The organism is Micromonospora maritima, assembly GCF_902825405.1.
Lineage (GTDB): Bacteria > Actinomycetota > Actinomycetes > Mycobacteriales > Micromonosporaceae > Micromonospora > Micromonospora maritima.
In genome coordinates this window covers 17,079-39,685 of sequence record NZ_CADEAU010000009.1, presented here as the reverse complement: position 1 = coordinate 39,685, position 22,607 = coordinate 17,079, and the positions used below count along the sequence as shown (strand labels likewise).

49 protein-coding genes are annotated in these 22,607 nt (G+C 70.6%); 1 reads left to right on the top strand and 48 read right to left on the bottom strand.

The annotated features are described in order from the left end of the window. Positions 1-1,201, bottom strand: a 1,201-nt coding sequence (locus tag HUW36_RS02855) for a hypothetical protein (RefSeq protein ID WP_217428753.1), incomplete at its 3' end; no start/stop codon positions are given. Between the two features lie 209 nt (positions 1,202-1,410). Here HUW36_RS02855 and HUW36_RS02850 point away from each other — a divergent pair. Beyond that, complete coding sequence (locus tag HUW36_RS02850; RefSeq protein ID WP_174526643.1) at positions 1,411-2,115, top strand: GntR family transcriptional regulator; 705 nt, start codon at positions 1,411-1,413, stop codon at positions 2,113-2,115. Here the strand turns inward: HUW36_RS02850 and HUW36_RS02845 are convergent. The 47 genes from HUW36_RS02845 to HUW36_RS02615 all read right to left on the bottom strand — a co-directional run bounded on the left by HUW36_RS02845 (position 2,105) and on the right by HUW36_RS02615 (position 22,595). Further along, positions 2,105-2,446: a hypothetical protein gene (locus tag HUW36_RS02845; protein ID WP_174526642.1), complete on the bottom strand. Its 342-nt coding sequence runs from the start codon at positions 2,444-2,446 to the stop codon at positions 2,105-2,107. The genes HUW36_RS02850 and HUW36_RS02845 overlap by 11 nt on opposite strands. A gap of 78 nt (positions 2,447-2,524) precedes the next feature. Continuing rightward, positions 2,525-2,797, bottom strand: a complete 273-nt coding sequence (locus HUW36_RS02840; RefSeq protein WP_174526641.1) for a hypothetical protein — start codon at positions 2,795-2,797, stop codon at positions 2,525-2,527. Further along, a complete protein-coding gene (locus tag HUW36_RS02835; RefSeq protein ID WP_174526640.1) occupies positions 2,794-3,108 on the bottom strand; it encodes a hypothetical protein in 315 nt (104 codons plus the stop codon). Before HUW36_RS02835 ends, HUW36_RS02840 begins: the two co-directional genes overlap by 4 nt. A gap of 88 nt (positions 3,109-3,196) precedes the next feature. Continuing rightward, a complete protein-coding gene (locus HUW36_RS02830; protein WP_174526639.1) occupies positions 3,197-3,445 on the bottom strand; it encodes a hypothetical protein in 249 nt (82 codons plus the stop codon). Positions 3,446-3,533: 88 nt separating this feature from the next. Next, on the bottom strand, positions 3,534-4,136 hold the full coding sequence (locus HUW36_RS02825) for a hypothetical protein (protein ID WP_174526638.1): 603 nt from the start codon (positions 4,134-4,136) through the stop codon (positions 3,534-3,536). An 82-nt stretch (positions 4,137-4,218) separates the two neighbouring features. Continuing rightward, positions 4,219-4,563 carry a hypothetical protein gene (locus HUW36_RS02820; protein ID WP_174526637.1) on the bottom strand — a complete coding sequence of 115 codons (345 nt, stop codon included), beginning with the start codon at positions 4,561-4,563 and terminating at the stop codon, positions 4,219-4,221. Positions 4,564-4,650: 87 nt separating this feature from the next. Then, complete coding sequence (locus tag HUW36_RS02815) at positions 4,651-4,980, bottom strand: hypothetical protein (protein WP_174526636.1); 330 nt, start codon at positions 4,978-4,980, stop codon at positions 4,651-4,653. Next, positions 4,977-5,192, bottom strand: coding sequence for a hypothetical protein (locus tag HUW36_RS02810; RefSeq protein WP_174526635.1), 216 nt, complete (start codon positions 5,190-5,192; stop codon positions 4,977-4,979). Before HUW36_RS02810 ends, HUW36_RS02815 begins: the two co-directional genes overlap by 4 nt. A gap of 130 nt (positions 5,193-5,322) precedes the next feature. Beyond that, entirely contained in the window at positions 5,323-6,318 is a 996-nt protein-coding gene (locus HUW36_RS02805; protein ID WP_174526634.1) for a hypothetical protein, read from the bottom strand. 95 nt (positions 6,319-6,413) lie between these two features. Further along, positions 6,414-6,890 carry a hypothetical protein gene (locus HUW36_RS02800; protein WP_174526633.1) on the bottom strand — a complete coding sequence of 159 codons (477 nt, stop codon included), beginning with the start codon at positions 6,888-6,890 and terminating at the stop codon, positions 6,414-6,416. A 77-nt stretch (positions 6,891-6,967) separates the two neighbouring features. After that, complete coding sequence (locus HUW36_RS02795; RefSeq protein WP_174526632.1) at positions 6,968-7,207, bottom strand: hypothetical protein; 240 nt, start codon at positions 7,205-7,207, stop codon at positions 6,968-6,970. Beyond that, positions 7,204-7,629 (bottom strand): hypothetical protein, encoded by a 426-nt coding sequence (locus HUW36_RS02790; RefSeq protein WP_174526631.1) that lies wholly within the window; start codon positions 7,627-7,629, stop codon positions 7,204-7,206. The genes HUW36_RS02795 and HUW36_RS02790 overlap by 4 nt, the downstream gene beginning before the upstream one ends. A gap of 82 nt (positions 7,630-7,711) precedes the next feature. Continuing rightward, the gene (locus HUW36_RS02785) at positions 7,712-8,347 is read right to left on the bottom strand and encodes a hypothetical protein (protein ID WP_174526630.1); all 636 of its coding nucleotides are present in this window, start codon (positions 8,345-8,347) and stop codon (positions 7,712-7,714) included. Between the two features lie 74 nt (positions 8,348-8,421). Further along, a complete protein-coding gene (locus tag HUW36_RS02780) occupies positions 8,422-8,664 on the bottom strand; it encodes a hypothetical protein (RefSeq protein WP_174526629.1) in 243 nt (80 codons plus the stop codon). A 74-nt stretch (positions 8,665-8,738) separates the two neighbouring features. Continuing rightward, on the bottom strand, positions 8,739-9,113 hold the full coding sequence (locus tag HUW36_RS02775; RefSeq protein ID WP_174526628.1) for a DUF7715 family protein: 375 nt from the start codon (positions 9,111-9,113) through the stop codon (positions 8,739-8,741). 77 nt (positions 9,114-9,190) lie between these two features. Next, positions 9,191-9,604, bottom strand: coding sequence for a hypothetical protein (locus HUW36_RS02770; protein WP_174526627.1), 414 nt, complete (start codon positions 9,602-9,604; stop codon positions 9,191-9,193). 80 nt (positions 9,605-9,684) lie between these two features. After that, positions 9,685-9,924, bottom strand: coding sequence for a hypothetical protein (locus HUW36_RS02765; RefSeq protein WP_174526626.1), 240 nt, complete (start codon positions 9,922-9,924; stop codon positions 9,685-9,687). Positions 9,925-9,998: 74 nt separating this feature from the next. Next, on the bottom strand, positions 9,999-10,295 hold the full coding sequence (locus HUW36_RS02760; protein ID WP_174526625.1) for a hypothetical protein: 297 nt from the start codon (positions 10,293-10,295) through the stop codon (positions 9,999-10,001). Between the two features lie 68 nt (positions 10,296-10,363). Further along, entirely contained in the window at positions 10,364-10,699 is a 336-nt protein-coding gene (locus tag HUW36_RS02755) for a hypothetical protein (protein WP_174526624.1), read from the bottom strand. Between the two features lie 2 nt (positions 10,700-10,701). Next, entirely contained in the window at positions 10,702-11,091 is a 390-nt protein-coding gene (locus HUW36_RS02750; protein ID WP_174526623.1) for a hypothetical protein, read from the bottom strand. Positions 11,092-11,095: 4 nt separating this feature from the next. After that, positions 11,096-11,458 carry a hypothetical protein gene (locus HUW36_RS02745; RefSeq protein WP_174526622.1) on the bottom strand — a complete coding sequence of 121 codons (363 nt, stop codon included), beginning with the start codon at positions 11,456-11,458 and terminating at the stop codon, positions 11,096-11,098. A gap of 40 nt (positions 11,459-11,498) precedes the next feature. Continuing rightward, positions 11,499-11,819: a hypothetical protein gene (locus HUW36_RS02740; protein ID WP_174526621.1), complete on the bottom strand. Its 321-nt coding sequence runs from the start codon at positions 11,817-11,819 to the stop codon at positions 11,499-11,501. 82 nt (positions 11,820-11,901) lie between these two features. Then, positions 11,902-12,327 carry a hypothetical protein gene (locus HUW36_RS02735; RefSeq protein WP_174526620.1) on the bottom strand — a complete coding sequence of 142 codons (426 nt, stop codon included), beginning with the start codon at positions 12,325-12,327 and terminating at the stop codon, positions 11,902-11,904. Positions 12,328-12,484: 157 nt separating this feature from the next. Further along, positions 12,485-12,772 (bottom strand): hypothetical protein, encoded by a 288-nt coding sequence (locus HUW36_RS02730; RefSeq protein ID WP_174526619.1) that lies wholly within the window; start codon positions 12,770-12,772, stop codon positions 12,485-12,487. Then, entirely contained in the window at positions 12,769-13,230 is a 462-nt protein-coding gene (locus tag HUW36_RS02725) for a hypothetical protein (RefSeq protein ID WP_174526618.1), read from the bottom strand. The genes HUW36_RS02730 and HUW36_RS02725 overlap by 4 nt, the downstream gene beginning before the upstream one ends. A gap of 87 nt (positions 13,231-13,317) precedes the next feature. Further along, positions 13,318-13,629, bottom strand: coding sequence for a hypothetical protein (locus HUW36_RS02720; RefSeq protein ID WP_174526617.1), 312 nt, complete (start codon positions 13,627-13,629; stop codon positions 13,318-13,320). A gap of 68 nt (positions 13,630-13,697) precedes the next feature. After that, the gene (locus tag HUW36_RS02715; RefSeq protein WP_174526616.1) at positions 13,698-14,114 is read right to left on the bottom strand and encodes a hypothetical protein; all 417 of its coding nucleotides are present in this window, start codon (positions 14,112-14,114) and stop codon (positions 13,698-13,700) included. Between the two features lie 85 nt (positions 14,115-14,199). Beyond that, the gene (locus HUW36_RS02710) at positions 14,200-15,111 is read right to left on the bottom strand and encodes a hypothetical protein (protein ID WP_174526615.1); all 912 of its coding nucleotides are present in this window, start codon (positions 15,109-15,111) and stop codon (positions 14,200-14,202) included. A gap of 71 nt (positions 15,112-15,182) precedes the next feature. After that, positions 15,183-15,512, bottom strand: coding sequence for a hypothetical protein (locus HUW36_RS02705; RefSeq protein ID WP_174526614.1), 330 nt, complete (start codon positions 15,510-15,512; stop codon positions 15,183-15,185). A 75-nt stretch (positions 15,513-15,587) separates the two neighbouring features. Next, a complete protein-coding gene (locus tag HUW36_RS02700) occupies positions 15,588-15,836 on the bottom strand; it encodes a hypothetical protein (RefSeq protein WP_174526613.1) in 249 nt (82 codons plus the stop codon). 70 nt (positions 15,837-15,906) lie between these two features. Beyond that, a complete protein-coding gene (locus HUW36_RS02695) occupies positions 15,907-16,182 on the bottom strand; it encodes a hypothetical protein (RefSeq protein ID WP_174526612.1) in 276 nt (91 codons plus the stop codon). Between the two features lie 88 nt (positions 16,183-16,270). Beyond that, a complete protein-coding gene (locus HUW36_RS02690) occupies positions 16,271-16,570 on the bottom strand; it encodes a hypothetical protein (RefSeq protein ID WP_174526611.1) in 300 nt (99 codons plus the stop codon). Between the two features lie 85 nt (positions 16,571-16,655). Continuing rightward, positions 16,656-17,063 (bottom strand): hypothetical protein, encoded by a 408-nt coding sequence (locus HUW36_RS02685; protein WP_174526610.1) that lies wholly within the window; start codon positions 17,061-17,063, stop codon positions 16,656-16,658. Between the two features lie 67 nt (positions 17,064-17,130). Further along, positions 17,131-17,343, bottom strand: coding sequence for a hypothetical protein (locus HUW36_RS02680; protein ID WP_174526609.1), 213 nt, complete (start codon positions 17,341-17,343; stop codon positions 17,131-17,133). Between the two features lie 86 nt (positions 17,344-17,429). Continuing rightward, a complete protein-coding gene (locus HUW36_RS02675) occupies positions 17,430-17,693 on the bottom strand; it encodes a hypothetical protein (RefSeq protein ID WP_174526608.1) in 264 nt (87 codons plus the stop codon). 79 nt (positions 17,694-17,772) lie between these two features. Then, positions 17,773-18,165, bottom strand: coding sequence for a hypothetical protein (locus tag HUW36_RS02670; RefSeq protein ID WP_174526607.1), 393 nt, complete (start codon positions 18,163-18,165; stop codon positions 17,773-17,775). 94 nt (positions 18,166-18,259) lie between these two features. Beyond that, on the bottom strand, positions 18,260-18,616 hold the full coding sequence (locus HUW36_RS02665) for a hypothetical protein (RefSeq protein WP_174526606.1): 357 nt from the start codon (positions 18,614-18,616) through the stop codon (positions 18,260-18,262). A 79-nt stretch (positions 18,617-18,695) separates the two neighbouring features. Next, a complete protein-coding gene (locus HUW36_RS02660) occupies positions 18,696-19,112 on the bottom strand; it encodes a hypothetical protein (RefSeq protein WP_174526605.1) in 417 nt (138 codons plus the stop codon). Between the two features lie 80 nt (positions 19,113-19,192). Continuing rightward, positions 19,193-19,630: a hypothetical protein gene (locus HUW36_RS02655; protein WP_174526604.1), complete on the bottom strand. Its 438-nt coding sequence runs from the start codon at positions 19,628-19,630 to the stop codon at positions 19,193-19,195. A 76-nt stretch (positions 19,631-19,706) separates the two neighbouring features. After that, entirely contained in the window at positions 19,707-20,048 is a 342-nt protein-coding gene (locus HUW36_RS02650) for a hypothetical protein (RefSeq protein ID WP_174526603.1), read from the bottom strand. A 3-nt stretch (positions 20,049-20,051) separates the two neighbouring features. Continuing rightward, positions 20,052-20,498: a hypothetical protein gene (locus tag HUW36_RS02645; RefSeq protein ID WP_174526602.1), complete on the bottom strand. Its 447-nt coding sequence runs from the start codon at positions 20,496-20,498 to the stop codon at positions 20,052-20,054. Between the two features lie 114 nt (positions 20,499-20,612). Next, a complete protein-coding gene (locus tag HUW36_RS02640) occupies positions 20,613-20,804 on the bottom strand; it encodes a hypothetical protein (protein WP_174526601.1) in 192 nt (63 codons plus the stop codon). A 79-nt stretch (positions 20,805-20,883) separates the two neighbouring features. After that, positions 20,884-21,156 (bottom strand): hypothetical protein, encoded by a 273-nt coding sequence (locus HUW36_RS02635; protein WP_174526600.1) that lies wholly within the window; start codon positions 21,154-21,156, stop codon positions 20,884-20,886. Positions 21,157-21,159: 3 nt separating this feature from the next. Further along, on the bottom strand, positions 21,160-21,366 hold the full coding sequence (locus tag HUW36_RS02630; RefSeq protein WP_174526599.1) for a DUF3913 family protein: 207 nt from the start codon (positions 21,364-21,366) through the stop codon (positions 21,160-21,162). Positions 21,367-21,446: 80 nt separating this feature from the next. Then, positions 21,447-21,767 (bottom strand): hypothetical protein, encoded by a 321-nt coding sequence (locus tag HUW36_RS02625; RefSeq protein WP_174526598.1) that lies wholly within the window; start codon positions 21,765-21,767, stop codon positions 21,447-21,449. Between the two features lie 81 nt (positions 21,768-21,848). Continuing rightward, on the bottom strand, positions 21,849-22,100 hold the full coding sequence (locus tag HUW36_RS02620) for a hypothetical protein (protein WP_174526597.1): 252 nt from the start codon (positions 22,098-22,100) through the stop codon (positions 21,849-21,851). Positions 22,101-22,181: 81 nt separating this feature from the next. Continuing rightward, positions 22,182-22,595, bottom strand: a complete 414-nt coding sequence (locus HUW36_RS02615; protein WP_174526596.1) for a hypothetical protein — start codon at positions 22,593-22,595, stop codon at positions 22,182-22,184. Positions 22,596-22,607 lie beyond the last annotated feature (12 nt).

Sequence of the window (22,607 nt, the reverse complement as noted above, 5' to 3'; positions counted from 1 at the left end):
CGGCCTCGTGGGCCGGGGGCCGGGGGCCGGCCTCGGGGGCCACGACGGCCCCCTCGATCGTGAGGCCGGCCTTCGGGGCCGAGGGGCCGGCCTCCAGCGCCCGCTGGCCCCCGAGGGCCGCCGAGCCGTACTGGGCCAGGTGGGCCAGGCTCGTCAGGACGAGGCCGGCCTCCCCCTTCTTGGCGGCCTTCAGGGCGGCCTTCTTGGCGGTCTCGCGGATCTCCGCGTCGACCTTGAGGGCCTCCCGCTCCTGTGCCTCCCGGGCCAGCCGCTCACGGCGGTCGGCCCGCATCTGCCGGCCGACCCGAATCGCTTCGTCGCGGGTGCGCACCTTCGGGTACGCCACCTGCGCCGACCAGGCCCAGAAGAAGGTGCCCGGGTAGCGAAGCAGCAGGTCAATGCCCAGGCGGGCCTTCGGCTGGTCCTTCTTCTCGGCCTTGCGCATCGCCTTGCGGGACCGCGCGTTGGTGCGCGCCTCCCACAGGGTGATGCCGGCAACCGAGCTGGCGGCCAGGAGGGTGGCCATGAGCTGCGCTACCCAGGCCGGCAGCCGGGGGTCCTCGTAGTGGGCGAAGAAGTTCACGTAGGCGCCGAAGCCGGCCGCCGCGAAGGTCATGATCCGGTAGAACCAGGCCCGTTCGCCCTCCATGCGCAGCTTGTGGCCGGTCAGGGCGAACGCCAGGCTCAGGCCCTCGATGAACAGGGCGGAGCCAATGGAGCGCAGCCACGACCACTGGAACAGGTCGTGCGCGACCTGGGCCTGCGACCACGCCGCGATGGTGGCGGTGGCCGCGTAGATGGCCATCGAGTAGACCGCGTCGGCGTTGGCCTTGGTGTAGGCCAGCGAGCGGCCCACGGCCCCCGTGAAGCGGCCCACCACTCGGCCCATGGCCTCCCGGCGCTTCTCCTTGGCGGCCTCCTTGGCGGCCTCCTTGCGGAGCCGGGCGGCCTCCCTGGTGGCCTCCGCAGCAAGTCGCGCGTCGCTCTCGGCCTTCAGGCGAATGGCGTCTGCCTCGGCCTCATCCCTGGCCTTCTGGCCCCTCGCGGCGATCTTGCTGGCCCCCGACGACGCCTTGTAGAGGGAGGCCGCCAGCGGGGCCGCGGGGGCCGCCTGCTGGGGGGCCGCGGGAGCAGCGGCCCCCGGGTGGCCCCCGATCGTGGCCCCCTGGCCCACCAGGGGGCCGGCCCCGTTCTGGCCCATCAGCGGGGCCACGCTGGCCCCCTCGGGGCCCTCCTGGCCCCCTGGCCCCGTGGCCCCGGGGGCCGGCCTCGTCGTGTCCATCATGGGGGCACCGTACTCCTGTCTATGCCGGTCTGTCTAGTCAGGTCTGACCAGACAGGTTAGAGTCTGCTGTCATGTAGAGGTCGGCTCGGGCAGAGCCGAGGAGAAGAGGCGGTACCGTGATCACCATGTCGCCCGCGGAGACACCAGCTCGCTATCGGCAGATCGCCGACGAGATCCGAGCCCGGATCGAGTCGGGCGAGCTGCCGGCCGGCTGGACCTTCCGCGGCGAGACGGCGCTCGCCGAGCAGTACGGCGTCGCCCGCGGCACGATCGCCAAGGCGTTCGACGCGCTGCGCGCCGAAGGGCTCGTCGAGACCATCACCGGCCGCGGCACCCAGGTCCGCGCCCGGCGCGCTCCCCGCCGCCTCGCACACGACCGCTACCTGACCGGGTGGGGCGACATCATCGCCACGTGCGCCCGCGCCCGCGTGGCGGCCACCGCCGACCTCGCCGACGCGCTCGGCGTCGACGAGGGCGAGGTGCTGCTGGAGCAGACGATGATGCACGAGCGCGACGGCCGGCCCCAGCGGATCACCGTCAGCCGCATCCCTATCCCACGGATCACGGCCACCGACCTGTCCAAGGGCGACGCCCTGTGGGCCGAGCCGTTCGACCAGCTGGCCGCCGCCGGCGTGCACGTCGACGAGATCTTCGAAATGCCGAGCTGCAGGTCGGCCACCGAAGAGGAGGCCCGCGCGCTGCAGCTGCCCGCCGGCGCCGCCGTCATGGCCATCGCCCGCCGAATGCTGGCCGGCGGCCTCCCTGTGGAGGCCGCCGACATCGTCGTGCCCGCCGGCGAGGTGCAGCCGGCGTACCGAATCACCCTGTAGGGGTCGACGACCCGCTCGGCGCCGGCGTGGCCGCGTTGCCCGACAGGCACGCCTCGACGAACGTCTTCTTGACCTCGGAGCGCCAGCCCCCGTCGGCGATGCCGCCGCTGGGGATGTCGTCGTACACCGTTGCCACGTAGACCTTCTCGCACCGGTCCTTGTCGACCTTCGCGCCCTGCACCTTGAGCCGCTCGTGCGCCTCGGCGCCGCGCTGGCCCGTCTTCGTCAGGTAGTCGGCCCGCTGGTTGTAGTCCATGTCCGCGCCGCAGCCGACGGTCCCGCCGGCGAGCGCCGCGGCGACCGCGAGCGCCGCGATCCGCTTCTTGCTCATCTCGCTTCTCCCATCCAGGCCCTTGGCGGCCACCGCGCGGGCTCGACGAGGTCGAGCCCGGCGGAAGCGGTCAGGCGCTCAGGTGGTGCGACGCTTCCCGCGCTCGTCGACCAGTTCGATCGGTACACGACCCTCCAGGTGGTGACGCATCCAGTTGCTGAGCGACGTCACGCACTTCTCGGCTGCCTCCTCGACAGTCCTGGCGTGCGAGTCGGCCAGGCCGGGCAGGTACGACCGGATTGTGGCGTGGTATGACGGGATCGCCCCAGGCTCGATCTTGAAGAAGATCGCGCCCTGCTCCGTGCTGACGTGGATGGTGCCGTAGCGGGTCTCGGTCAGGATCAGTTTCACCGCGGCTCACCCCGCAGCATCCCGGCCTGGCGCAGCCGGTACAGCAGGCCGACCTGCGCCTTCACGTCCGTGGCCATTGTGAAGACCACGATGTTGGTGAAGGCCAACCTCTCGGTGGTCTCCAGGCGGTACAGCAGGTCCTCCACCGTGTTGCCGCCCGTGTTGCCGATCAGGTCTCGGTACTGCTCCATCCAGTCCGGCATCTCCCAGGCGCCGGCCGCCTTGCGCTCGGCCTTCTCGCGGATCAGCCGCGCGTTCCAGTGCTCGCCCTCGCGCTCGGTGCCGTTGGGCATCGCTCGGGTGTCGTGCATCCCGCTCTCCTCTCCTCTTCTCGGGGGTTCTGGCCGGTCGGCCACCGCACCGGCCCGGGATGCCCCGGGCCGGACGGAAGTAGGCCGGTCAGGCGCCGACGGCGACGCCAGCTCGCTCCAGCGCCGCCCAGAGCTGACGCACCTCCTCCTCCAACTGCTGGACGCGCTCGCCCAGCTCGCTGTCGCCGGCGTCGGGGTCGGCGCCACCATTGAGGTAGGCCACCCGCTTGGCCGCGGCGGCCGGGCTGTCGTGGTCGCTCTCGGGCTCCCACTTGCCGCCTGGACCGTGGGAGCCGACGGTCCACAGGCGAGACTCAGTCTGGATGTACGTGAACACGGATGCCTCCAAGACATCTCGATCTTGCTCTGGCCGGTCGGCCACCGCACCGGCCCGGGATGCCCCAGGCCGGACGGAAGCGCGGCGGTCAGCCGTGGTGCTTGATCAGCTCGTCGATCCTGGCGATCTCGGAGTTCAGCTCGTCGATCCGATCGGTCTCGTCGCTGGCGTTGCGCTGGTACATCTCCAGGATTCCGACCCGGTCGGCGCGCTTCTTCCGCAGCGCCTCCACGAAGGCCGCCGGCGTGCACCAGGCGCCGTCGAAGATCGGCTCCTCGACCTCACCGTGCAGCACGTCGTAGGCATAGTTGCCGACGCTGGTGAGCGACATGAAGGCGTCCCGGTCGTAGAAGGCGGCCTTGTAGAAGATGGACACCCGCTTGCGACCCAGCTCGTCGACGAGGTACGACCACATCGAGTGGTCGGAGCCCTGCCGCTTCCAGCCCTTGGGGAGCTGGGCCTGCCGGAACATCGGGTCGCCGGCGTCCACCGGACCGAAGATGAAGCCCAAGTCCTCGTACGCCTTCTGCGGGTCCTTCAGGTCCCAGTCGTTGAACTTGGTCGGCAGCCGGTCGGAGTTGACCAGCTGAGCCTGCCCGGCCGCCTCCTGCTCCTCGATGTACCGGCCCGGGTCGCCCCAGGCGCCGGCGAGATGCGTCAGCGGGTCCCGGCGGCTGGTGTTCTCGATCATGATTCTCCTGTCAATCTCTGGTCCTGGCCGGTCGGCCACCGCGGCAGCCCGGGAGGTCCCGGACTGCACGGAAGCGGGTCGGTCAGACGGTGCGCATCGCCGGCGTCTCATCGAGGTGGACGCCCACCTGGAAGCTGCGACCGCGCTGGCAGTGCTCGCACCGGCGGTAGCCGGCGCGGGCCTCGCTCTTGGCGATGTAGTGCGGGCAGTCCCGGGCGGGCACGCGGCCGGCGAAGAACAGGCGGATCAGGCTGTCGACCTCGAACTCCGGCGGGAGATCCACCGGGTCGCCGTTGGCGTCGACCACGGGGCTGGTGCCGTCGTCGAGGAGGGCGTGCGCCTCGTCGGCGACGAAGGTGATCGTCGAAGTGCCCTCGGGCGGGTCGACCCATCGCTTGGTGGGCGCACCCGACTGCTGCTGAGTCATGCTTCTGCCTCGATTCGGTGAACCTGGTTCTGGCCGGTCGGCCACCGCCACGACCCGCACCAGGCGGGCCGGACGGAAGCGGACCGATCAGCCGCTCGCTGCCTTGCGGGCGCCGGGACGGCCCCCGCCGAGCACGCGAGCGTGCCATTCTCGACGCGCCTGCCTGGTCTTGTGGTGCCACATCGGCGACCATCCGCGGCGGTTGAGTCGCGGACCCTCCTCGTAGAACTTCTCGGGGTCGACCAGGATCACCTCGCCACTGCGGAAGTACGCGGTGGGCGGGGGGAACGGGTCGCTGGCGTACTGCCTGCCCGGCTTGGAGCGCGCCATGTAGTTGCTGATGGCGCGCGGCTGCAGGGGTGGGTCGGCGATCAGCCGGGCCACGTCCGCCCGGAAGTCGTAGTCCTCGGTGTTCATCGACGCAGCGCCCCCCGTCGAGCGCCGGGCTTGACCACGCCCCAGACGACCAGCGCGACCGGCACGACGACGAGCGCGCTCCACGCGCCGACGCCGGTGATTATGCCGGCGGCAGGGATGCCGATGACGACCGCCGCGACCAGCTTGCCGCCCCGGACGCCGCGCTGCGGGCGCGGTCGTCCGAAGTTCGGGTCGCTGTACCGGCTCTTCATGGTGCCTCCAGGTTCATTTAATACACCCAAGGTAGTCGAGAAAAGCCGCCCGATCAACGGGCGGCGCCATCCCGATTGGCCCTGACGGCCACGACCCCGTCCGGCGCAGAGCCGGCCGGGACCGAAGCGGTCAGGAGCGCAGCAGGTCCACGATGTCGTCCCAGCGCGACGAGGCCAGCTCCAGCAGCCGCCGGTGCTCGTCCTCGATGCTCTGCTGCACCTCGTAGAGATCGTCGTCGCGCAGACCCTCCACGTGCTCGGTGATCAGTCCAGCGAGCGTGTTGGGGTCCAGGGCGTCCAGCTCCCACGAGTCGTAGCCGTGCTCGGCAACGTAGCCGTTGGCCCGCGAGTCCGTCAGCTTCGCCGGGTTCGGCGGCGGGTCGTACTCCTCGACCTGGTTGTAGTTCAGGGCGATGCGCCGCACCTCGATCGGATGATCGCCCACGTGCCTGCGCATGGCGTCCCGGATGTCCCGGATCAGCACCCGGTCGCCCTCGAACTCGTCGACGTGGGCGTTGAGCCAGTCGTAGTCCAGGAACTTCTCCAGCCGGTCCCGGATGTCCCGGGTCATGTCGATGCCCGACGGGTCGTGGTCGCCCAGGTGCAGCACCGTGACGCCCTGCCCGCCCTTGATGTAGCGGTAGTGCCGCTGCGCGGCGCCCCACAGCTCGCTCTGCGAGACGTAGCCCCGGCAGGAGAACCAGGCGACGTCGTGCTCGCTGGCCACCCGCTCGACGATGCCGGCGAGGGCCTCCTTCTCGACCCACACCTCGACCCGCCGCTCCTGGTCGGCCCATTTGTCGACCTGGAAGCTTCGCGCCGCGGCGTTGATGATCGAGTCGGGGTCGCGCCAGTGGGAGTTGGACCGCAGGTTCCGGGTCCGGTCCACGATGTAGTTCCAGTCGAGCAGGCCGGCCAGCCGCGCCTTGTTGACGATGTCGCCGAGGCGCTTGTACGACTGCATCGTGTTCGGGATCCAGTCCCTGGCCACGAACTGATAGTAGAGCTGGCGCAGCGTGAGGTCGTACCCCTGCGCGGCGTACGCCCGACAGATCTGCTCGGCGCGCCGGATCTCGGACATGACCTCCGGGCCCGGCCTCCAGTTCTCGTACTTGATCTTTGCCATGTCGAACTCCTCGAACTTCCGCAGCCACCGCTGCGGTCAGGCCCTGGCGGCCACCGCCATGCCCCGCGCCGCAGCGCGAGGCATGACAGAAGGCGTCAGCGCCGGCCGCCGCCCCCGGACGACCGGGTGCCGCCGCCGGTGGTGGTCTTGCCCCCGGTGGTCTTGCTGCCGCCGCCGGTCGAGCCCGCCTTGGTGCCCGAGGAGCCCGGCTTGGAGCCGGTCGTCGACCGGGTCTTCGTGCCGGTCTTCGGGGTGTTCACCCCGGGCTTGGTGCGGCTGTAGGAGTACGGCCGGTGCCAGCCGGCCGGCGGCGTGGTGGTCCGGTGCAGGATGACCCAGGGGTACCAGCTCCAGACGCCCGGGCTGGAGTAGTAGCCGCAGTCCCGGTCGCCCTCGCGCTGGTCGTCGAGGTCGCAGTCCTCGTCCTCGTCCGTGTCGAAGCCGCTGTCCTCGACCTCGACCTGGTCGGGGCTGGCCGACTGGTCGGCCGGCGCGCACGCCGCGAGGGCCGCGGTCGGGCCGCCGAGCATGCCGGCCAGCGCCAGCGCGGTCATGATCCGCTTGATCTGCATGTGGTTCCTCTCGTGTCTGTGGCTCTGGCCGGGCGGCCACCGCGCGGGCTCGACGAGGTCGAGCCCGGCGGAAGCGGTCAGGCGTCCTGCTTGTTGACGAAGATGTCCGGCTGCAGCCGGCGCTTCTCCGGGTCGCAGGGCGGGCAGGTGCACTTCGGCCACCGGCCGTTCTGCTGCCCCCATGAGGCGACCACCTCGGGGTGGTTGGCCCGGTAGCGCGCCCACGCCTGCTCGAACGTCTCGTCGTACTCGTTGGTCCCGTCAGGGATGACGGGGGTCGCGCCGATGCCCATGTCGACGATCCGGGGGCCGTTCACGACCGTGCCCCCGCCGCGCGGTGCAGGCGGATCTCGTAGAGGCCCTTGTGCTCGTCGACGGGACGGAACGCCTCCGACGAGACACCCCACGCCTGGGTGATCAGTTCGGCCGCCTCGCCCTCGCCCGCCCAGAGCCGGCCGGCGCCCTCGCCGCGGCCCAGCGCCGACCAGATCGGCTCGTCGTCGGCATCCATCACCTCAGTGATGATCGCCTGCCCGTGCAAGCTGATCTGGCACGGCGAGGTCTGCACGATGATCCGGGCCACCTCATCGCCGAACTCGCCCAGGACGATCACCGCCGCCTCGGCGAGCAGGAACTCCGCGTGCTGCTTCGCGGCCACCTCCCGCACCACCTTGGCGACCCCCAGGCGGCGCGCCCGTTCCTTCGGGCTGCGCGCCGCATGCTCTCTCAGATCGATCATGACGCTTCTCCTGTCCAGGCCCTGGCGGCCACCGCGGCACCCGGCTTGCACCGGGCACCACAGAAGCAGTCGGGTCCGACGCTCACGCGCTCGCGAGCGCCCGCGCCTCCGCGCGCAGCCGGTCGAGGTGCTCCCGCACGCCCAGGGGCACCACGACGCCCTCGCAGTCGCTGCGCATCCAGTCCTCGACGTCCCGGGCCATCTCGTCGAGCTGCTCGTCGGCGGTCGCCGCGCCGAGCCCCAGGGTGGCGGGCAGCGTGGCGTCGCCGGCGTACCAGTCGGCGGCGTCGACACCCTCGACCGTCTCCGCGTCCGGGTCCTCGCAGAACGACGAGACCCAGTCGCACAGGCCGCCCCACGCCTCGCTGGCGTCCTCGTCGAGCAGCCCCACGGTGTTCAGCGTCAGCTCGTCGACCTCGATCGACGAGCCGTCGAGCACCTGCTGCGCGAGGCGCTTGACCTCCTCCATCAGCCGGTTCGCCGCGTCGGCGGTCAGGCACGGGATCGCCACGCCCCGGATCCGCCCGAGGTGGATCGCCATCGGCGTCGGGTACGGCGGCCCCAGCTCCGGGTTGTAGGCGCAGAACAGCCGCCCGCTCTCCAGGTCCAGCCCCAGGTAGCAGGGCTGCTCCTGACTCTGGCCGGGGTAGTGGCGGAACAGCTCGGCCGGCTCGCTCACCCGCTCGATCTGCACCGTTCTGCCATCGGTCTCCGTCATGTTCATCGATCTCCCTTCTTGGCCCTGGCGGCCACCGAGCCCGCCCGGCGCCTGGCCGGGCGGGACGGAAGCAGTCAGGACTGGTTGTGGCGGTTGATCACCGCCTGGACCGTCAGCTCCTTGTGGGCCAGCAGGCCCTCGTCGAAGTCGAGGTCGTCGCCGACCTCGAAGCCCGGCACGTCGTTGGTCCAGACGACCCGGCCACGCACCACGCCGTCCTCGGGGTTGACCGAGTCGACCTCGATCCCGATCCACTCGCTCGCGTCGGCGGCGACGAACACCTGCTCGCCGGGACGGAAGTCCTTCAGGTACGCCATCTCTCTCGCCCTCCTCGTTTGACCCTGGCGGCCACCGAGGCCCACCCGGTTGCCCGGATGAGCCACGGAAGCGGTCAGCGCGCGAACAGCTCGTCGAGCCGCCGGCCGACGACCGTGCCGACCGGCAGGTCTTCGCAGGCGCCCTCGATGTCATCCGCGATACTCTCGGCCAACTCGTCGTCGCGCCCCCAGCCCTGCCGGAGAAGGGCGTTCGCGATGATCTCCTGGAGCTGCTCGAACGTCAGGTCACGCTCGACCACCTCGGCCGTGGTGGTGGCTTTGGCCGATTCGACGCCGGCCAGCGCTCGACCGCAGCCGCAGCCGCCCTCCGGGTTGAGCCGGTCCGTGTCGCAGACGAACCCGGGGAACACCAGCTCGCCTTCAGGGACCCACGTGAAGTCGCCCGGGCGCTCGCCCTGACCCCTGCGGGTCGCTACCAGTACCTTCATCTCTCTCGTCTCCTTGTCCTGGCCTCGGCGGCCACCGTACGTCCACCCGACGCGAGCCGGATGGACGACGGAAGCGGTCAGGTCAGATCGACCGTCACGGACTTGGTCGGGTCCCCGTCCCAGTTGGCGGCGAAGTCCTTCGCCTGGAAGGCGTCCACGATGACCAGCGCCGTCTCGGGCAGCAGGTGCGGGAAGCTGAACCACAGGCGGGGGATCGCCGTCGGCTCACTGTCGCCCTGGCGGAACATCGCCAGGCGCGTGTCGCGCTCCGTCAGGCCGTGCCGCTGGGGCCATCGGCGATCCATCCAGCGGGCACCCTCGTGGCTCGCGCCGGCCCACAGGTGGGTGCCAGCCTTCTCGGCCTCCAGTACGAACGCCTCCAGGCACTCACTGCGGACCGTCGAGCGGTAGTCGGTCACCAGCGTCGGCGTGATGTTGCGCTGGCGCAGCCGCTCGAACGCGGCCTCGAACCTTTCCTTCTGCGTGGGCACGATGCCCTCCCCTCCTGGCCTGGGCGGCCACCGCGCGCACCCGGCCGAAGCCAGGTGCCACGGAAGCGGCCCAGCGATGCTCACTCGGAGCCGGCGCCTCGCACGTCCACGATCGTCAGGTCGGGCGACTCGGCCAGCAGCGCCGCCTCCGCTGCCGGCCACCGGTCCGGGGCGACGCGGAACCGCGCCGTCTCGTCGGCCGGGTACGCCACGTCCAGGACCGCCTGCTGCGCCTGCGCGGTCTCGTCCTGATCGGGCCGGAACACGTACACCGCGTCCCCGCCGGCCAGCACGATCAGCCGGTCATCCTTCTCGCTCACCTTGTCCTCCTTCTTGGCCCTCGGCGGCCACCGCCCGGGCTCGGGTCGCCCCGAGCCCGGCGGAAGCGGCCGGGTCAACTGCTCGCGGTCTCCTTCTCGTGCTGGTAGGCGAGCGCCCGCGCCTCGGACACCAGCCCCTCGATCTCGCCGCCCAGGCGCTTCAGCGTGTGCGGCGAGAAGTCCGCCACGACCTCGCTGCCGTCCACCTGAAGCGACAGCTGCACGATCGGCGCCTGGCCAGGCCGCTGGAGGATCCTGGTGAGGATCTCCGCCCCCGTGTCGTAGTCGGCGCAGCCCGACCAGTCGGTGGCGCAGCCCTGCTCCTCGTCGTGCTCGTCGCACCAGTCCTTGTGTTCGTCCTCGCCGGGCATTCCGGCCTCCCTTCCTGGCCTGACGGCCACCACCCGCGGCCCACCATGGCGGGCCGGGATGGAAGCGGTCAGGACTGCGCCGCGGCGGCTTCCCGCACCCGGGCGAGCCGGCGCTCCACACCGTCGCTGGTGTAGGGGAGCATCGTGTCCGGGCGCCACCGGCTCCACACCCGGTCCTCCTTGCCGATGTAGTAGAGGTCCCCGTCGCTCAGCGACCCCCGCTTGTGCTGCGGGTGCGTCTCCCAGTCGGCGGCCGGCTGCTTCTCGTAGACGTCGCCCGGCGCCCCGTCGAGCCGCGCCAGGTTGATCTGCCGCCTGATGTACTCGACCGGCGAGCCCCAGTACCAGCCCCAGGCCACGATCACCGGGTACTGCCTCAGGTCCTCGGTGCTCAGCTTCGCCACGGCTACACCCACGTCCGGGTGAACCGGCCGTACCGGTGCTGCTCGGCGAAGGCGTCCTCGACCGCCGCGCCCCACGCGAAGCCGGCGTCCTGCACGAACTGCACGTAGGCCAGCAGGTCGAGCGCCGGCCGGGACATCACCCGCAACGCCGGGTGCCGGCTGTCACGGATGCGCACGCCGGCGCCGAACCGCCCCGGCTCCCGGTCCAGCTCACGCAGCGCGCCGACCGACATGCCCAGCCGGTGCAGCACGTGCGCCACCAGGCAGGCCGGCTCGCCGTTCGTAACGTACCGGGGCGGCTGCCCCTGAGCGGGTCGCGGATCCCGGTGGTCGGGACGCTCGGCCGCGAGCTGCTCCAGCGCCCTGCGGACCCTCTCGACGGTGATGGCCATGGCCTCAGCTCCGCAGGTCGGTGCGGTAGACGCCCGTCGCCACCGGCTCGCCGGTGTTCTCGGGCACCGCGTCGACCTCGTGCCAGGCGTAGTCGTCGAAGCCGGCACCGTCCTTCGAGGTGTGCGTGCGCCGGCAGGGGAGCGTGCACGGCACCGGCTCACCGCCGGGCGGCAGGTGCCACACCCGGTCGAAGCGCTCCTCGTCGTCGTACTGCGACGCCTCGATCCAGCGCGCGATCTCGCCGATGCCGAACACCGCGAAGCCCGTCTCGCTGCGGATCAGGAACTGCTCATCCTGCCCGCGCTCGACGTAGTGGTCTGCCTTCATGATCTCGTCCTCCATCTTGGCCCTGGCGGCCACCGCCACCGGCCCACCTTGCGGTGGGCCGAGACGGAAACGGCCAGCGTCAGCGGTTGCCGAACATCGAGGCGAAGACGATCTTCAGCGCCTCCTCCGGCGAGATGCCGAGCCGCTCGTTCGCCTCATCCACGAGGCGCTTGGCGGTCCGGAAGTCGTGCCCGAAGTACCACGGCTCCTGGAGCCGCTCCGGGTCACCCTGCTCGTGGAAGCCGCGCTCGCCTTCGACGATCATGACCGGCCGGTAGCCTCGCTCGGTCAGCATCGTCTCGTCGACGTACATGACGATGCGCTTGCCGGCGAAGGCCGGGTTGACTCCCAGCACCTCGTCCGGGTTGCCGTCCTGCGCCTGGTGCGTATTGGTGTCCATCTGTCTCGATCTCCTCCTCGTTGGCCCTGGCGGCCACCGCAGCACCCGGCTTCGGCAGCCGGGTGCTACAGAAACGGCCAGGTCAGTAGATGTAGCCGGCCTCGATGCAGGCCGTGCTCAGGCTGATCGACCCGGCGATCATGTGCGCCTGCATGGCGAACTCGTCGGAGTCGCCCACCGCCAAGCGCGCCATCTCCGCGCTGTCGGCCAGCAACTTGCCCTGGAAGACCACGCCCTCCTCGGCCGACCGCTGCGCCTGCTCGGCGACCCGCGCCATGACCTTCGGGTCGCCGTCCATCCCGTCCGCCTGGGCGGCTTCGTTCGCCTTGCACGCCGCTTCCGTCGCCGCGTCTCGGGCGGGCGCCGCCGAGCTGGTCGCCGCGACGGGCGCCGCCAGGCTCGGCGAGCTGGACGGCGACGCGCCAGCGGAGGCGGGAGTGTCCCCGCCGCCGCAGCCCGCGAGCGCGATGAGCGCCCCGACCGCCACCGCGAATTCCTTGAGCCGCATTGTTTCTCCCCTTCTTTCTCTGGCACCGATCTGGCAGCCACGGCACCCGCCGGCCTCGCCGGCGGGCACGGAAGCGGCCAGGCTCCGTCGCGTTAGAAGCATTCAATACATCCAAGGTAGATGAAAGAAGGGGCCACGTCAATGCGTGGCCCCTTCTTCAGCCCTTAGCTGCCCGGATGACGAGCGCTGCGGCGATCCCCGCCGCATCACCCACCGTCCCCGGGTCCAGCATCCGCAGCTGGTCGGTCAGGTAGGCGTGCAGCAGCACCTCGTCGACCCGGCCGAGGCGGAACTCCCTCTCCCGATCGATCCAATGGTCGGCGCGCTCCATCGACTCCACGTACTCGTCGCCGAGCGCCCGCAGCAGTTCCTCGCGCTCGAACGGGAGCCGGTTCAGCCAGTCGCTGACCGCCCCCACCATGCGCTTGTCCATTCCGTCGCTCAACGCCCCTCCTCCGCTCGGGTCAGCCGCCGCCACAGGTCCTCGGCGTCGACCTGGCTGACGTCCAGGTCCCAGGTGGCCGGCGCCAGGTGGATGCCGGCGTCCATCACCTCGCGGATCTGCTTGGGGGTCTCCGCGCGGAACTCGTCGACGTGGAAGCCGTCGCTGTCGCGCCACGCGCCCACGTACACCAGGGGGTCGCGGCCGATCTGCTCCTTCATCCACTTCAGCACACCCGCCTGGGTCACGCTGGTGTGGTCGTCGCTGACCGCGCCTGCGATCTCCCTCGACGACATGCCCTTGAGGTAGAACAGGTCGGCCGCCATGAGCGCCCGCGCCCGCTGAATCGACTTCACCATGTCCTCGCGCAGCCGGGTGGCCGCCTTGATGCCCTCGACGCCGCTGGCCCCGCTCAACGCCTCCAGCTCCCGCTGGAGCCGGCTGGCCTCTTCCTTGATCATCTCTCGTCTCCTCGTTCCATGTCGGCGTCGAACCGCCAGGGCCGGGCACCCGGGACAGCATCCCAGGCGCCCGACCCAACCGGCACGTCACCTCACCGCACTCGCCGTCAGCCGGCGCGACACCTCCCAGACCCGGCGGGCCAGATCAGGTGGCAGCGCCAGGCCGCTACTCGACCCGGGCCAACCGAGCACCTGCGCCACCCCGTAGCCGCGGTGAAGCCATTGCAGCTCGGCGCGCTCCTCGTCGAGCACCTGGACCGTCCAGCGGTCCCGGTTCGGCGCCACCAGCTCGACCTGGGTTCCGACCTGCCACGACGTGCCCCAGGTCAGCGCCGCGTCTAGCTTGTGCAGCAGCTCGGCGCGCTCGACTGCCGTCTCCGGCGCGATCACCAGATCCATTCCTCGAACCAACCCATCTCCGACCGCGCGGCCGGCGGCGTCCGGCCAGGTCGCCCTGGCCGGCACCGTCACCCCTGCGGTGCGTATCGGCGGATCAGCAGCCTGAACATCTCGTCCGCCATCATCTCCAGCGCCGCCCGCACGCAGTCCGTGTCGAGGAACCGCCGCTCCCCGATGGTCGACCGGATGTACGGGGAGTCGAACAGGCACAGCTCGGCGAACGCCTGCCACGCCTCCCGGTCGCCCGGCAAGGTCAACTCGCTGCTATCCAGGGTGTCGAAGTCATCCTCGTCCGGGTCCGGGAACGCCCCCAGGGTCGCCGTCGTCTCGCAGAGCCAGTCACGGTTGGCCTTGAGCCACCGCGCCCCGGGCGTGCCCGGCCCGTCCGGATTGCCGATCCGCAACCCCTCGATCTGCGACAGCTCGTCCACGCTCAGGCCCTCGATGATGCCGACCGCCCGCATCACGGCCTCACGCTCATCCATCTTCCACCTCACATCATCTCCGACCGCGCGGCCGGCGGCGACCCGCCCGGCACCAGGCCGGGCGAGCACCGTCACCCCTCGCGGCTCAGCGCTGCGACCGCTCGAACTCCCGCTTGGCCTTGCGGATCTTCGCCTCGACCTTCGGCATCAGCTCGGCCTCGATCTCCTCGACGGTCACCTGGTCCTTCGCGGCGAGCGCCTCGGCGATCTGTCGCGCGAACCTGCGCTCCTCCGCCCTGCCCTCGTCGTCGCGGCCCCAGCCGTCCGGGTGCGCGTACTCCATGTGCCGGACCCAGTCGATCTCGGCGGTGCGCCGCGTCTTGATCTCGCTCCTGTCGACCATGAGCGGCTCGCCGGTCGCCGTGCCGATCAGCTTCGGGTCCTTGATCCGCGCCTCCCGGTCGGCGGCGTCCGCTCGCCGCTGGTGCTTGTGCTTGCGCAGCTTCCCGAGGCTGGTCACCGCCACACCGGTCGCGTCGCAGTCGTTGCACCCGCCGTACGGGGAGCGGTACCGGCGGTCGACGTACGAGGGGACCGTGTTCAGGCACCACCCCTCGGCGTCGGCCTGTTCGGCCGCGTACGTCCCCGGCGTCCGGAAGCTCGGCAGGGCCGGCGCGTCCGGGTAGCAGGTGGTGCAGACGTACCAGCCGAACTTGTCGACCAGCTCCTCGTCGCTCAGCCCGCTCGCCGCCGGCGTCAGCCTCAGCTCGGTGCTCTGGTAGAGCGTCGAGCACTTGCCCTCCCGGTGCAGGTGCCCGTTGGGCACCCACCACCACCGCGACCACCGCCGGCGGTTGTACGCGGCCTCCAGTGGCGCCTCCTCGTCGAGCACCGCCTCCAGTTGCCGCTCGTAGTCGGCGAGCTGCTCGTCGCTGAGGCGGTCGCTCTCCAGGAATGCCTGGAGGTGCGCCCGCTTCCACGCCAGCTCAACCAGCCGCTTGTCGATCTCCTGCGGCGCGCTGTCGGGCGTCACCACCGGCCGCTTGTCCTCCGTCATGATCTCGATCTCCCATCCAGGCCCTGGCGGCCACTGCCGGGCTCGGGTCGCCCCAAGCCCGACCGAAGCGGTCAGTCCGTCACTTCGCGCACCGACAGGCGCACGATCTCGCCCCGGCCCCACTCCTGTTCCTTTTCGGCGCCGCAGTGGAACTGCATGCTGAACATGCCGAAGTGCGGCTGGATCAGGATCGGCTCACCATCGCAATCCGCGCGCCCCGCCTCCTTGCGGATCCAGCCCCAGTAGGTGCCCTCCGGATCCTCCGCCACCTCAACCGGCACCGGCTCGCGCCCGTTGAAGCGCACGGTGCGCGGATCTCCGAAGTTCAGGAACGGTCGACCCTCAATCGGTCGCTCGACCTTCCCGGCGTGCATCCGCCACCGCCGTGGCTCGTCTCCCATCTCGCCCTCCTCGTCCTGGCCTGGCGGCCACCGCGCGTGCCCCGGGCGCACGGTTCCGGGGCACGGCGGAAGCGGTCAGGGTGCGTCGAAGACCGTTTGCCCCTGCACCGTGATGTGCAGCGGCACGTCACGGTCGGGGCCGAACGTGACCTCGGGGATGGCGGTGTCGAGGTCCACGGAGACCTGCACCTTGCCGTCCTTGATGTAGAGGAACACCAGTACGCCGGCCACCTCGATCGCGGGGTGGCCGCCGGTCCCGCTGTGCAGCTTGGCCGCGTCTTCGATCAACTCGGCAGCCTCGGGACTCAACTCGATCCGGAACATCTCATCTCTCCTCGTCCTGGCCTGGCGGCCACCGCGCACGCCCGGCCTGAGCCGGGCGTCACGGAAGCAGTCAGTCGCTCCGGCTTGCCTGCGGGGGCAAGTCCAGGTGGAAGGCCCGGGTCTCACGGAGCTGCGCGTCCCGGTCCAGGGAAAGGCAGTACACCTCCATCACGCGCTGCATGTGCCCCTCCGCCTCCTGGTGATACCGCGCCACCGGATCCTCGCCGGGCTTCACGTAGACGGGGAAGTCTTCGTGGTCGAACTCGTCGACCACGACGATCATGTGGGTGGCGCCCTCTCGAACGCCCCGGTCGAACCAGTCGGACAACTCCCTGCGAGTGGTCATCTCGAACCCCTTCCGGGTCTTTCCTCGTTGGCCCTGGCGGCCACCGCCACGGCCCGCACGAGGCGGGCCGGACGGAAGCGGTCAGGCGTCAGTTCACGTCGCTGTAGTCCCCGTAGTCGTGCGGGTGTTCCGCCCGAGGCTCGCGCACCTCGAACGGGTGGGAGGTCAGCTCCCGCACACCATGACGGACGACGGTGTCCTTGCCCTGCGAGATCCACAGGAGCTGCTCGATCTCGTTGCTCTCTTCGTAGACCTCGCGGAGCGTCTCCAGGGTTCGCGGGGCGTCCTCGTCGAGTACGCCCTCCCGGACCAGCCAGTCGAACAGGTCGTCCAGCTCGATCTCCAGCCTGTGCTGCTCGGCCACGTCCCACTCGAATGCCAGCTTCATGTCCATCTCCTCCTCCTGCTCAGGCCCCGGCGGCCACCGCACGCGCCCAGCTCGCACGGTGCTGGGCGCGGCGGAAGCGGTCGGATCAGAGGTAGAACCTGTCCGGAATGTGCTTGTCCAGCAGCTCGCGCCAGAGGTCGCAGCCGATCAGGTTGAGCGTGCTGCGCACCCCCTGCATGGTGAGGGTGCTCTGCCGCGCGACCTTGGTGCGGAACACCTCCAGGTCCAGGAAGACGTCCCAGGCGTTCCGGCCGTCCGGGATCACGTCCCACAGGATCTCGACCGGCGACACCTCGTCGGGGTCCGGCGCACCCCCGTCCTTCTCGATCTTGTCGGCCAGCATGTCGCGCACGCTGGCCAGGAAATGCGCTCCCGGCGACTCGCGACCGGACGGGAACACCAGGTCGAGCTGCCGGCCCAGCTCGGCCAGCTCGATCGGCCCGAGCGCCCGCAGGTCCTCCACCGCCATGCTCAGTTCCTTCATGCGACCCATGTCGCCCTCGCTCTCTCCTCCGCTGTGGAGGTGGCGAGGGCACCGACCCGCGGCCGGCGCCCCACCGTCACCCAGCGGCCGTCGCCGGCTCCTCGCGCCAGCGCCACACCGTGTCGCCGCCGACCGAGTGCAGCTCGTAGACACCCGCGTTCGGGGCGACCCGGTCGACCTGGCGCCGCTCCCGCAGGCGGCCCAGCGCCCGCCCCGCCTCCTGGAAGGTCAGCCCCTCCTCCAAGATCGTGAAGGTCTTGCCGCGATCCCCGCTCAGCTCGAAAGTCACCGTTCCTCGCGCCACTGTTCAGCGCCCCTTCCTCCTGCCGCGCGGCAGGCGGCGAGCCGCCGGACCCATCGGCCCGGCGGCCACCGTCAACGCGCGGTGCGCTCCATCGCCGCCACATGCTTAGGCGTGTGCTGGTACCACTCCCACCACTCCAGCACCTCCGTCCGGCTGAACACCGGTCCGCACCGCAGGCGAAGCAGCGGCTCCGGGAATCCCGAAGACGCCCGCTCTTGCCAATTGGTTACCTGCTGGCGCGTCGCTCCGATCAGCTCGCAGATCTCGAAGCTCCCAGCCATGTCGTCTACCGACCAGTTGGTAACACCCCTGCGCACCTGCGTGGTTGACCCCATCGTCGGGCTCCTTCCTCCTGCCGCACGGCAGGCGGCAGTCGCCGGACCTCTCGGCCCGGCGGCCACCGTCAACGCGCGATCAGTGGTCGCACGGCTCCTCGTCGATGGAGTCGAGCACCAGGTCCACCATGAGCTGGCTGTGCGGTCCCGCCGAGTCGCTGTGGTCGGCGAGCAGGGCTTCGAGTTCGTCGTCGTCGAAGTAGAGGTCGATCGGCTCGGCCTCCCCCTTCAGGTACGCCCGGGCGCTGTAGCCCTTGTAGAACCAGCCGTTGTCGTACTCGTCGGAGAAGAAGACGACCTTGATCGGCACGTCGCTCTCGTCCAGCTCGTCGGACTCCGCCAGCAGCTTGCGGACCAGCGTCAGCAGGTTGCCTCCCGCCCGCCGGTCGTACTCGTCCCGGTAGGCGTGCAGCAACTCCAGGACCTCGTCGTCGGTCAGCTTCTCCAGCTCGCCCTGCGTCGGAACCGTCATGGTCTGTGCCCTCGCTTCCTCCCGCCGCGCGGCGGGCGGCACTGGCCGGACACCTGCCCGGCCGGCACCGTCAGTGCGCGGTGGTCGCGTCCTGCTACTCGCATTCGCCGACGTATTCGAGGTCGATGTGGACCTCGGGTCCAACCGTGGTCACCTCGTTGACTCGCCAGATGCTGTCGTTCTCCTCGAACGTGTCCCCGGGCTCCAGGTCACCGACGTAGACCTGGTCGCTCTCCGCCTCCTCGTAGACCCGGGTGACGGAGTGCTCGCTGTAGTAGGTGGCGCACCCGTCGCCGTCGCTGTGGCCGCCCTCGTCCTCGCAGCCGAGTTCCTCGCAGTCCGGCACCGGCTGCCCGTTGGGCACCGGCTCCGGGAAGTCCGTCCCGTGCTCGCAGCGGTAGATCAGCGGGTAGCAATCGACGCACTCTTCGTTGCCGCAGCCGTAGGTCATGTCGCCTCCATCCCTCCCGTCGCGCGACGGGCGGCGCGGGCACCGGCGCTGCCGCCGATGCCCCACCGTCAGTGCGCGATCAGATCCGGCCGCCGAGCACCCGCTCGGCAACCTCCGGCCAGCGAGCGAGCGCCAGGTTGACCAGGGCTCGCAGCGCGTTGATCTGCTCGGTGGCGTCCGTGCGTTGCACGGCCAGCAGGTAGCGGCTCGCCTCGCCCAGCAGTTCCTCGGGGTCGATGTCCGGCGGTCGGGTTGCCGGGTCGCTCATCCGGTCGAGGATGACCGGGTCTCCCATGCCGCCGTCGACCAGCAGCTTCAGCTCCGCGCCCACCTGGTTGCCCCAGGAGATCGCCCGGAGCACCACATCCTCGTCGAGGCGGGCCGGGTCTTCCTCCTGGACCGCCCGCACCTTCGCTGCCGCGTCGAGCAACGTCGGCGCGAACACCGCGAAGGTCGCGGTCACCAGCGCGTCGAACTCGAACCTCTTGTCACCCATCTCATCGACCTCATCCCTCCGTCCGTACGACGGTGGCAGCGCACCGGGTCGCCCCGGCGCGCCACCATCTCCCGTACGGTTCAGCCCTCGTCGCCGGCCGGCGCACCGGAGCGGCGCGGCAGTCGGATCTCCTGGACGTCGCCGTCGAACTCGTAGTCCCGAGCGTCGTCGTCGTCGACGTTCGGCCACTCCTCCTTGCCGCCCTCGAACTCCCACGCCTGCTCGACCAGAGTCTGGAGCTTGCGGTCGAGCCGCGGGTCGCGGTCGTAGTCGTCCAGGGCGAACCGCTGTCCGCGCGGGCCGTAGATGCCCACCGCCATGCACCACGCGTCGTCGCCGTCGTCGACCGCCACCCGCAGCTTCACCGCCTCGGGGAAGCGCGCCCTGGCCACCTCGGCCATCTCGGCCTCGGTCATGCGCCGCAGTCGCCGCGTCGCACTGTCCGCACGCCGGCTGAGCGCCTTCCTCGCCGCCGCCCGGTCTTCCTCGCTGGCCGCCATGTAATCGGTGATCTTCATCGTCCTGCCTCATTCCTCCGCCGTGCGGCGGTGGCAGCGGCCGGACCGAAGCCCGGCAGCCACCATCACCCGCACGTCAGCGCAGCGCGGCGATGAGCTGGAGCAGCGCCGGCACCTCGGCCTCCGGCACGCACTCCAGCTCGCAGCCGCCCGTTCCGTAGTAGACATCACCCCCCTGACTGTCGACCTGCCGGATGAAGTCCTCCACGGCCGCCCAGTCCTGCGGCTTCCACTCCGTCCAGTCGTCCGGCCCGGCGCCGCTCCACTCGATGAAGAGCACGTCGACCGTGCCCTGCGTCAGGTCCGCGACGGCCGGGTTGTACGGGATCACCGACGCGCCGAGCCCGTTGGGGAAGCGGTACAGGTGCCGCCACCCGCGCGGGTGGTCAAGCACGTACGCGGGTCGCGTGACCTCCATTGCTCAGCCCTCCAGGGCCGCGACGGCCTCGCGGACCTCGCGGACCACGTTGCCCGTCGCGCCGTACGCCCCGTTGGAGTTGTTGTGGAAGCCCACCGGCCCTCTCGGGTCGAAGCTCCGGATGCTGCTCAACGCGTAGTCGAGCGTCTGGTACGGCTGCACCCACACCGTCCACTCGACCTCCAGCAGGCCGTCCTCGGTGAAGTCCTCGTCGCGGTGATTGACCCCGGCCGCCGAGTAGTTGTTGCAGATCGTCCGCGTCACCGCGTCGAGCTGCCGCACCGTCGCGCCTGCCCATGGCCCGATCCCGAACTCCGACCACCGGATGATCTCGACCATGGTGACGGGGATCAGGTCGCCGTCCTCGCCCACGGTCACGTGGTCGCAGATGTTCTCCTCGCAGACCTCGGCCGCCGCGAAGTACCCGTCGACCAGCTCGTCAACGCGCATTCCCCGGATGTCCTGCCCACCCACGATCAACCTCGCTTCCTCCTGCCGCTCGACAGGTGGCGGAGGCACCGACCGGAGCCGGTGCCCCACCATCACCCGAGCGAGCCTCGACCGTCACCAGTTGGGCCGCGAGTAGCCCTCGGCGCACGCGCCGCAGTTCGGCGCGCAGTAGGCGTCCCACTGGCTCGTCCTGAACGCGCCGTCCGGCCACCGGCCGACGACCCGGTACACCATCAGGTGCCCGTTCGCGGCGACCGCCGTGGTGGTCTCCGGCAGCTCGTCCTGCTGCGCCTGCTCCTTGGCCATCGTGCGGCCCTGCCTCTCTCCGCCGCGCGGCGGTGGCCAGCCGCCGGACCGTAGCCCGGCAGCCACCATCACCCGAGCGTCAGACCTCGAACGTCTGCACCTGCAAGGTGACCTCGTTGTTGATCTCCACCGTGCCGTGTAATCCGAACTGCCTCGCCGCCTTCCGGGCCAGGTTCGCCCAGTTGTTCGACTCGATCCGCGGGTCGTCGAACTCGCCCAGGGTGTAGACCCGGCCGCGCTCGCTGCCCGCTTGGAGCAGCCGCCGGCCGCCCTCGTCCTCGACGCCCTCGATGTAGACGTGGGCGAGTCCGTTGCCCACCACGTCGACCTCGACCACCGGCCGCGCCGCCACGGCTCAGTCCTCCCGGGGCGTCGGCTCGCCCAGGGTCACGTCGGCCTCGTCGGGTCCCGTCCACTCGATGTCCGTGACCCGCTCGTCGTACCGCAGCGCGGGCAGGCTCACCTTCTCCCCGATGCGCGGCGGCGTGGAGACGTTCTCCCACACCCCGACGTTCGTCACGTACCGTGCCCCGTTGTAGGCGTAGAACGTCAGCCTCGCCATCTCGACCACCCTGCCAATCTCCGCCGTGCGGCGGTGGCAGCGGCCGGACCGGAGCCCGGCAGCCACCATCACCCGCACGATCAGCCGGCCGCGAGCGCGACCCGGTACTCTGCTTGCGCCTCGGCGTCGCCACTACCGGGCAGCAGGGCGAGCACCACACCCTCCCCCGTTCCCCCTTTGGCGTTGGCCGCTAGCTCGCGCCCCGTGTCGCTGTCGTCGTCGCAGTCTCCGAACACCCCGTGCGTCAGGGTGTCGTTGCACAGGCCGCAGGGAGCGGAGCGCTCTTGGCTGCATCTGGCGTGGTACAGCCACCACCACGCCTCCTGTGCGGTGTTGAACTCGGGCGAAGCGCTGCCAGCCAGCGGGCGGCCAGGCGCGCTGATCGTTGCCACGAAACGCATTGCTGAACCTCTGAGTCTTCCTCCGCCGTGCGGCGGCGGCAGCGTCCGGGCCGGAGCCCGGCCGCCACCGTCAGCGCACGATCAGCTCTCGTCGGGGCCGATGTAGTCCAGCCCCGCCGCGTCGGCGATCTCGTCGCCCGCGTAGTAGGCGAACGACCCCATCTCGATGGCCTGCCGGATCGTGCTGGCGTGTGCGGCCACCAGGTCCAGCAGCTGCTCCTCCGTGAGCTGCGCGTCGTTCGGGCCGTAGTTGTCCCGCAGGTACCGGGCGACCCGGTCGACCGTGGCGTCCTCCTGCCCGTCGTATGCCTCGCGCTCGTCTTCGTCGTGCATCTCCACTCCTCCGCTCCTCCCGCCGTGCGACGGGCGGCCCGGCACCGGACCGCAGCCCGGTGCCGCACCGTCAGTGCACGGTCAGCGAACCCACCAGGTGCCCTCGAACTCGCCGGCCCCGACGGTGACCTCGGTCCAGTCGGTCCGGACGTGGTCGGCGTACTCCTCCCAGTTGACGAAACCCCACACCGGGTGCGTCGGGTGGCCCGAGTTCTCCTTGACGTCGTCCTCGCAGAACTCCTCGAAGTCGGCGTCGTTGATCAGCGTCCCGCCGTTCTCGACGATCCACTTCGCGCCGAGGGTGGAGTTGTCCATGCCCTCGATCAGCGCCTCGACCGACTCGATTCGCTCGGCCACGTCCAGGTCCTCGACGCCCTCGCTCTCCTGGATGTCGGCCAGCTCGGCCTTCAGGTCGCGCAGGATCCCGAAGATGCCGTACGGGGTGATCCGGTCGCCCCGGGCCGTCATCAGGTCGTCGTACGTCAGCTCGGCCATATCTCGCCCCTC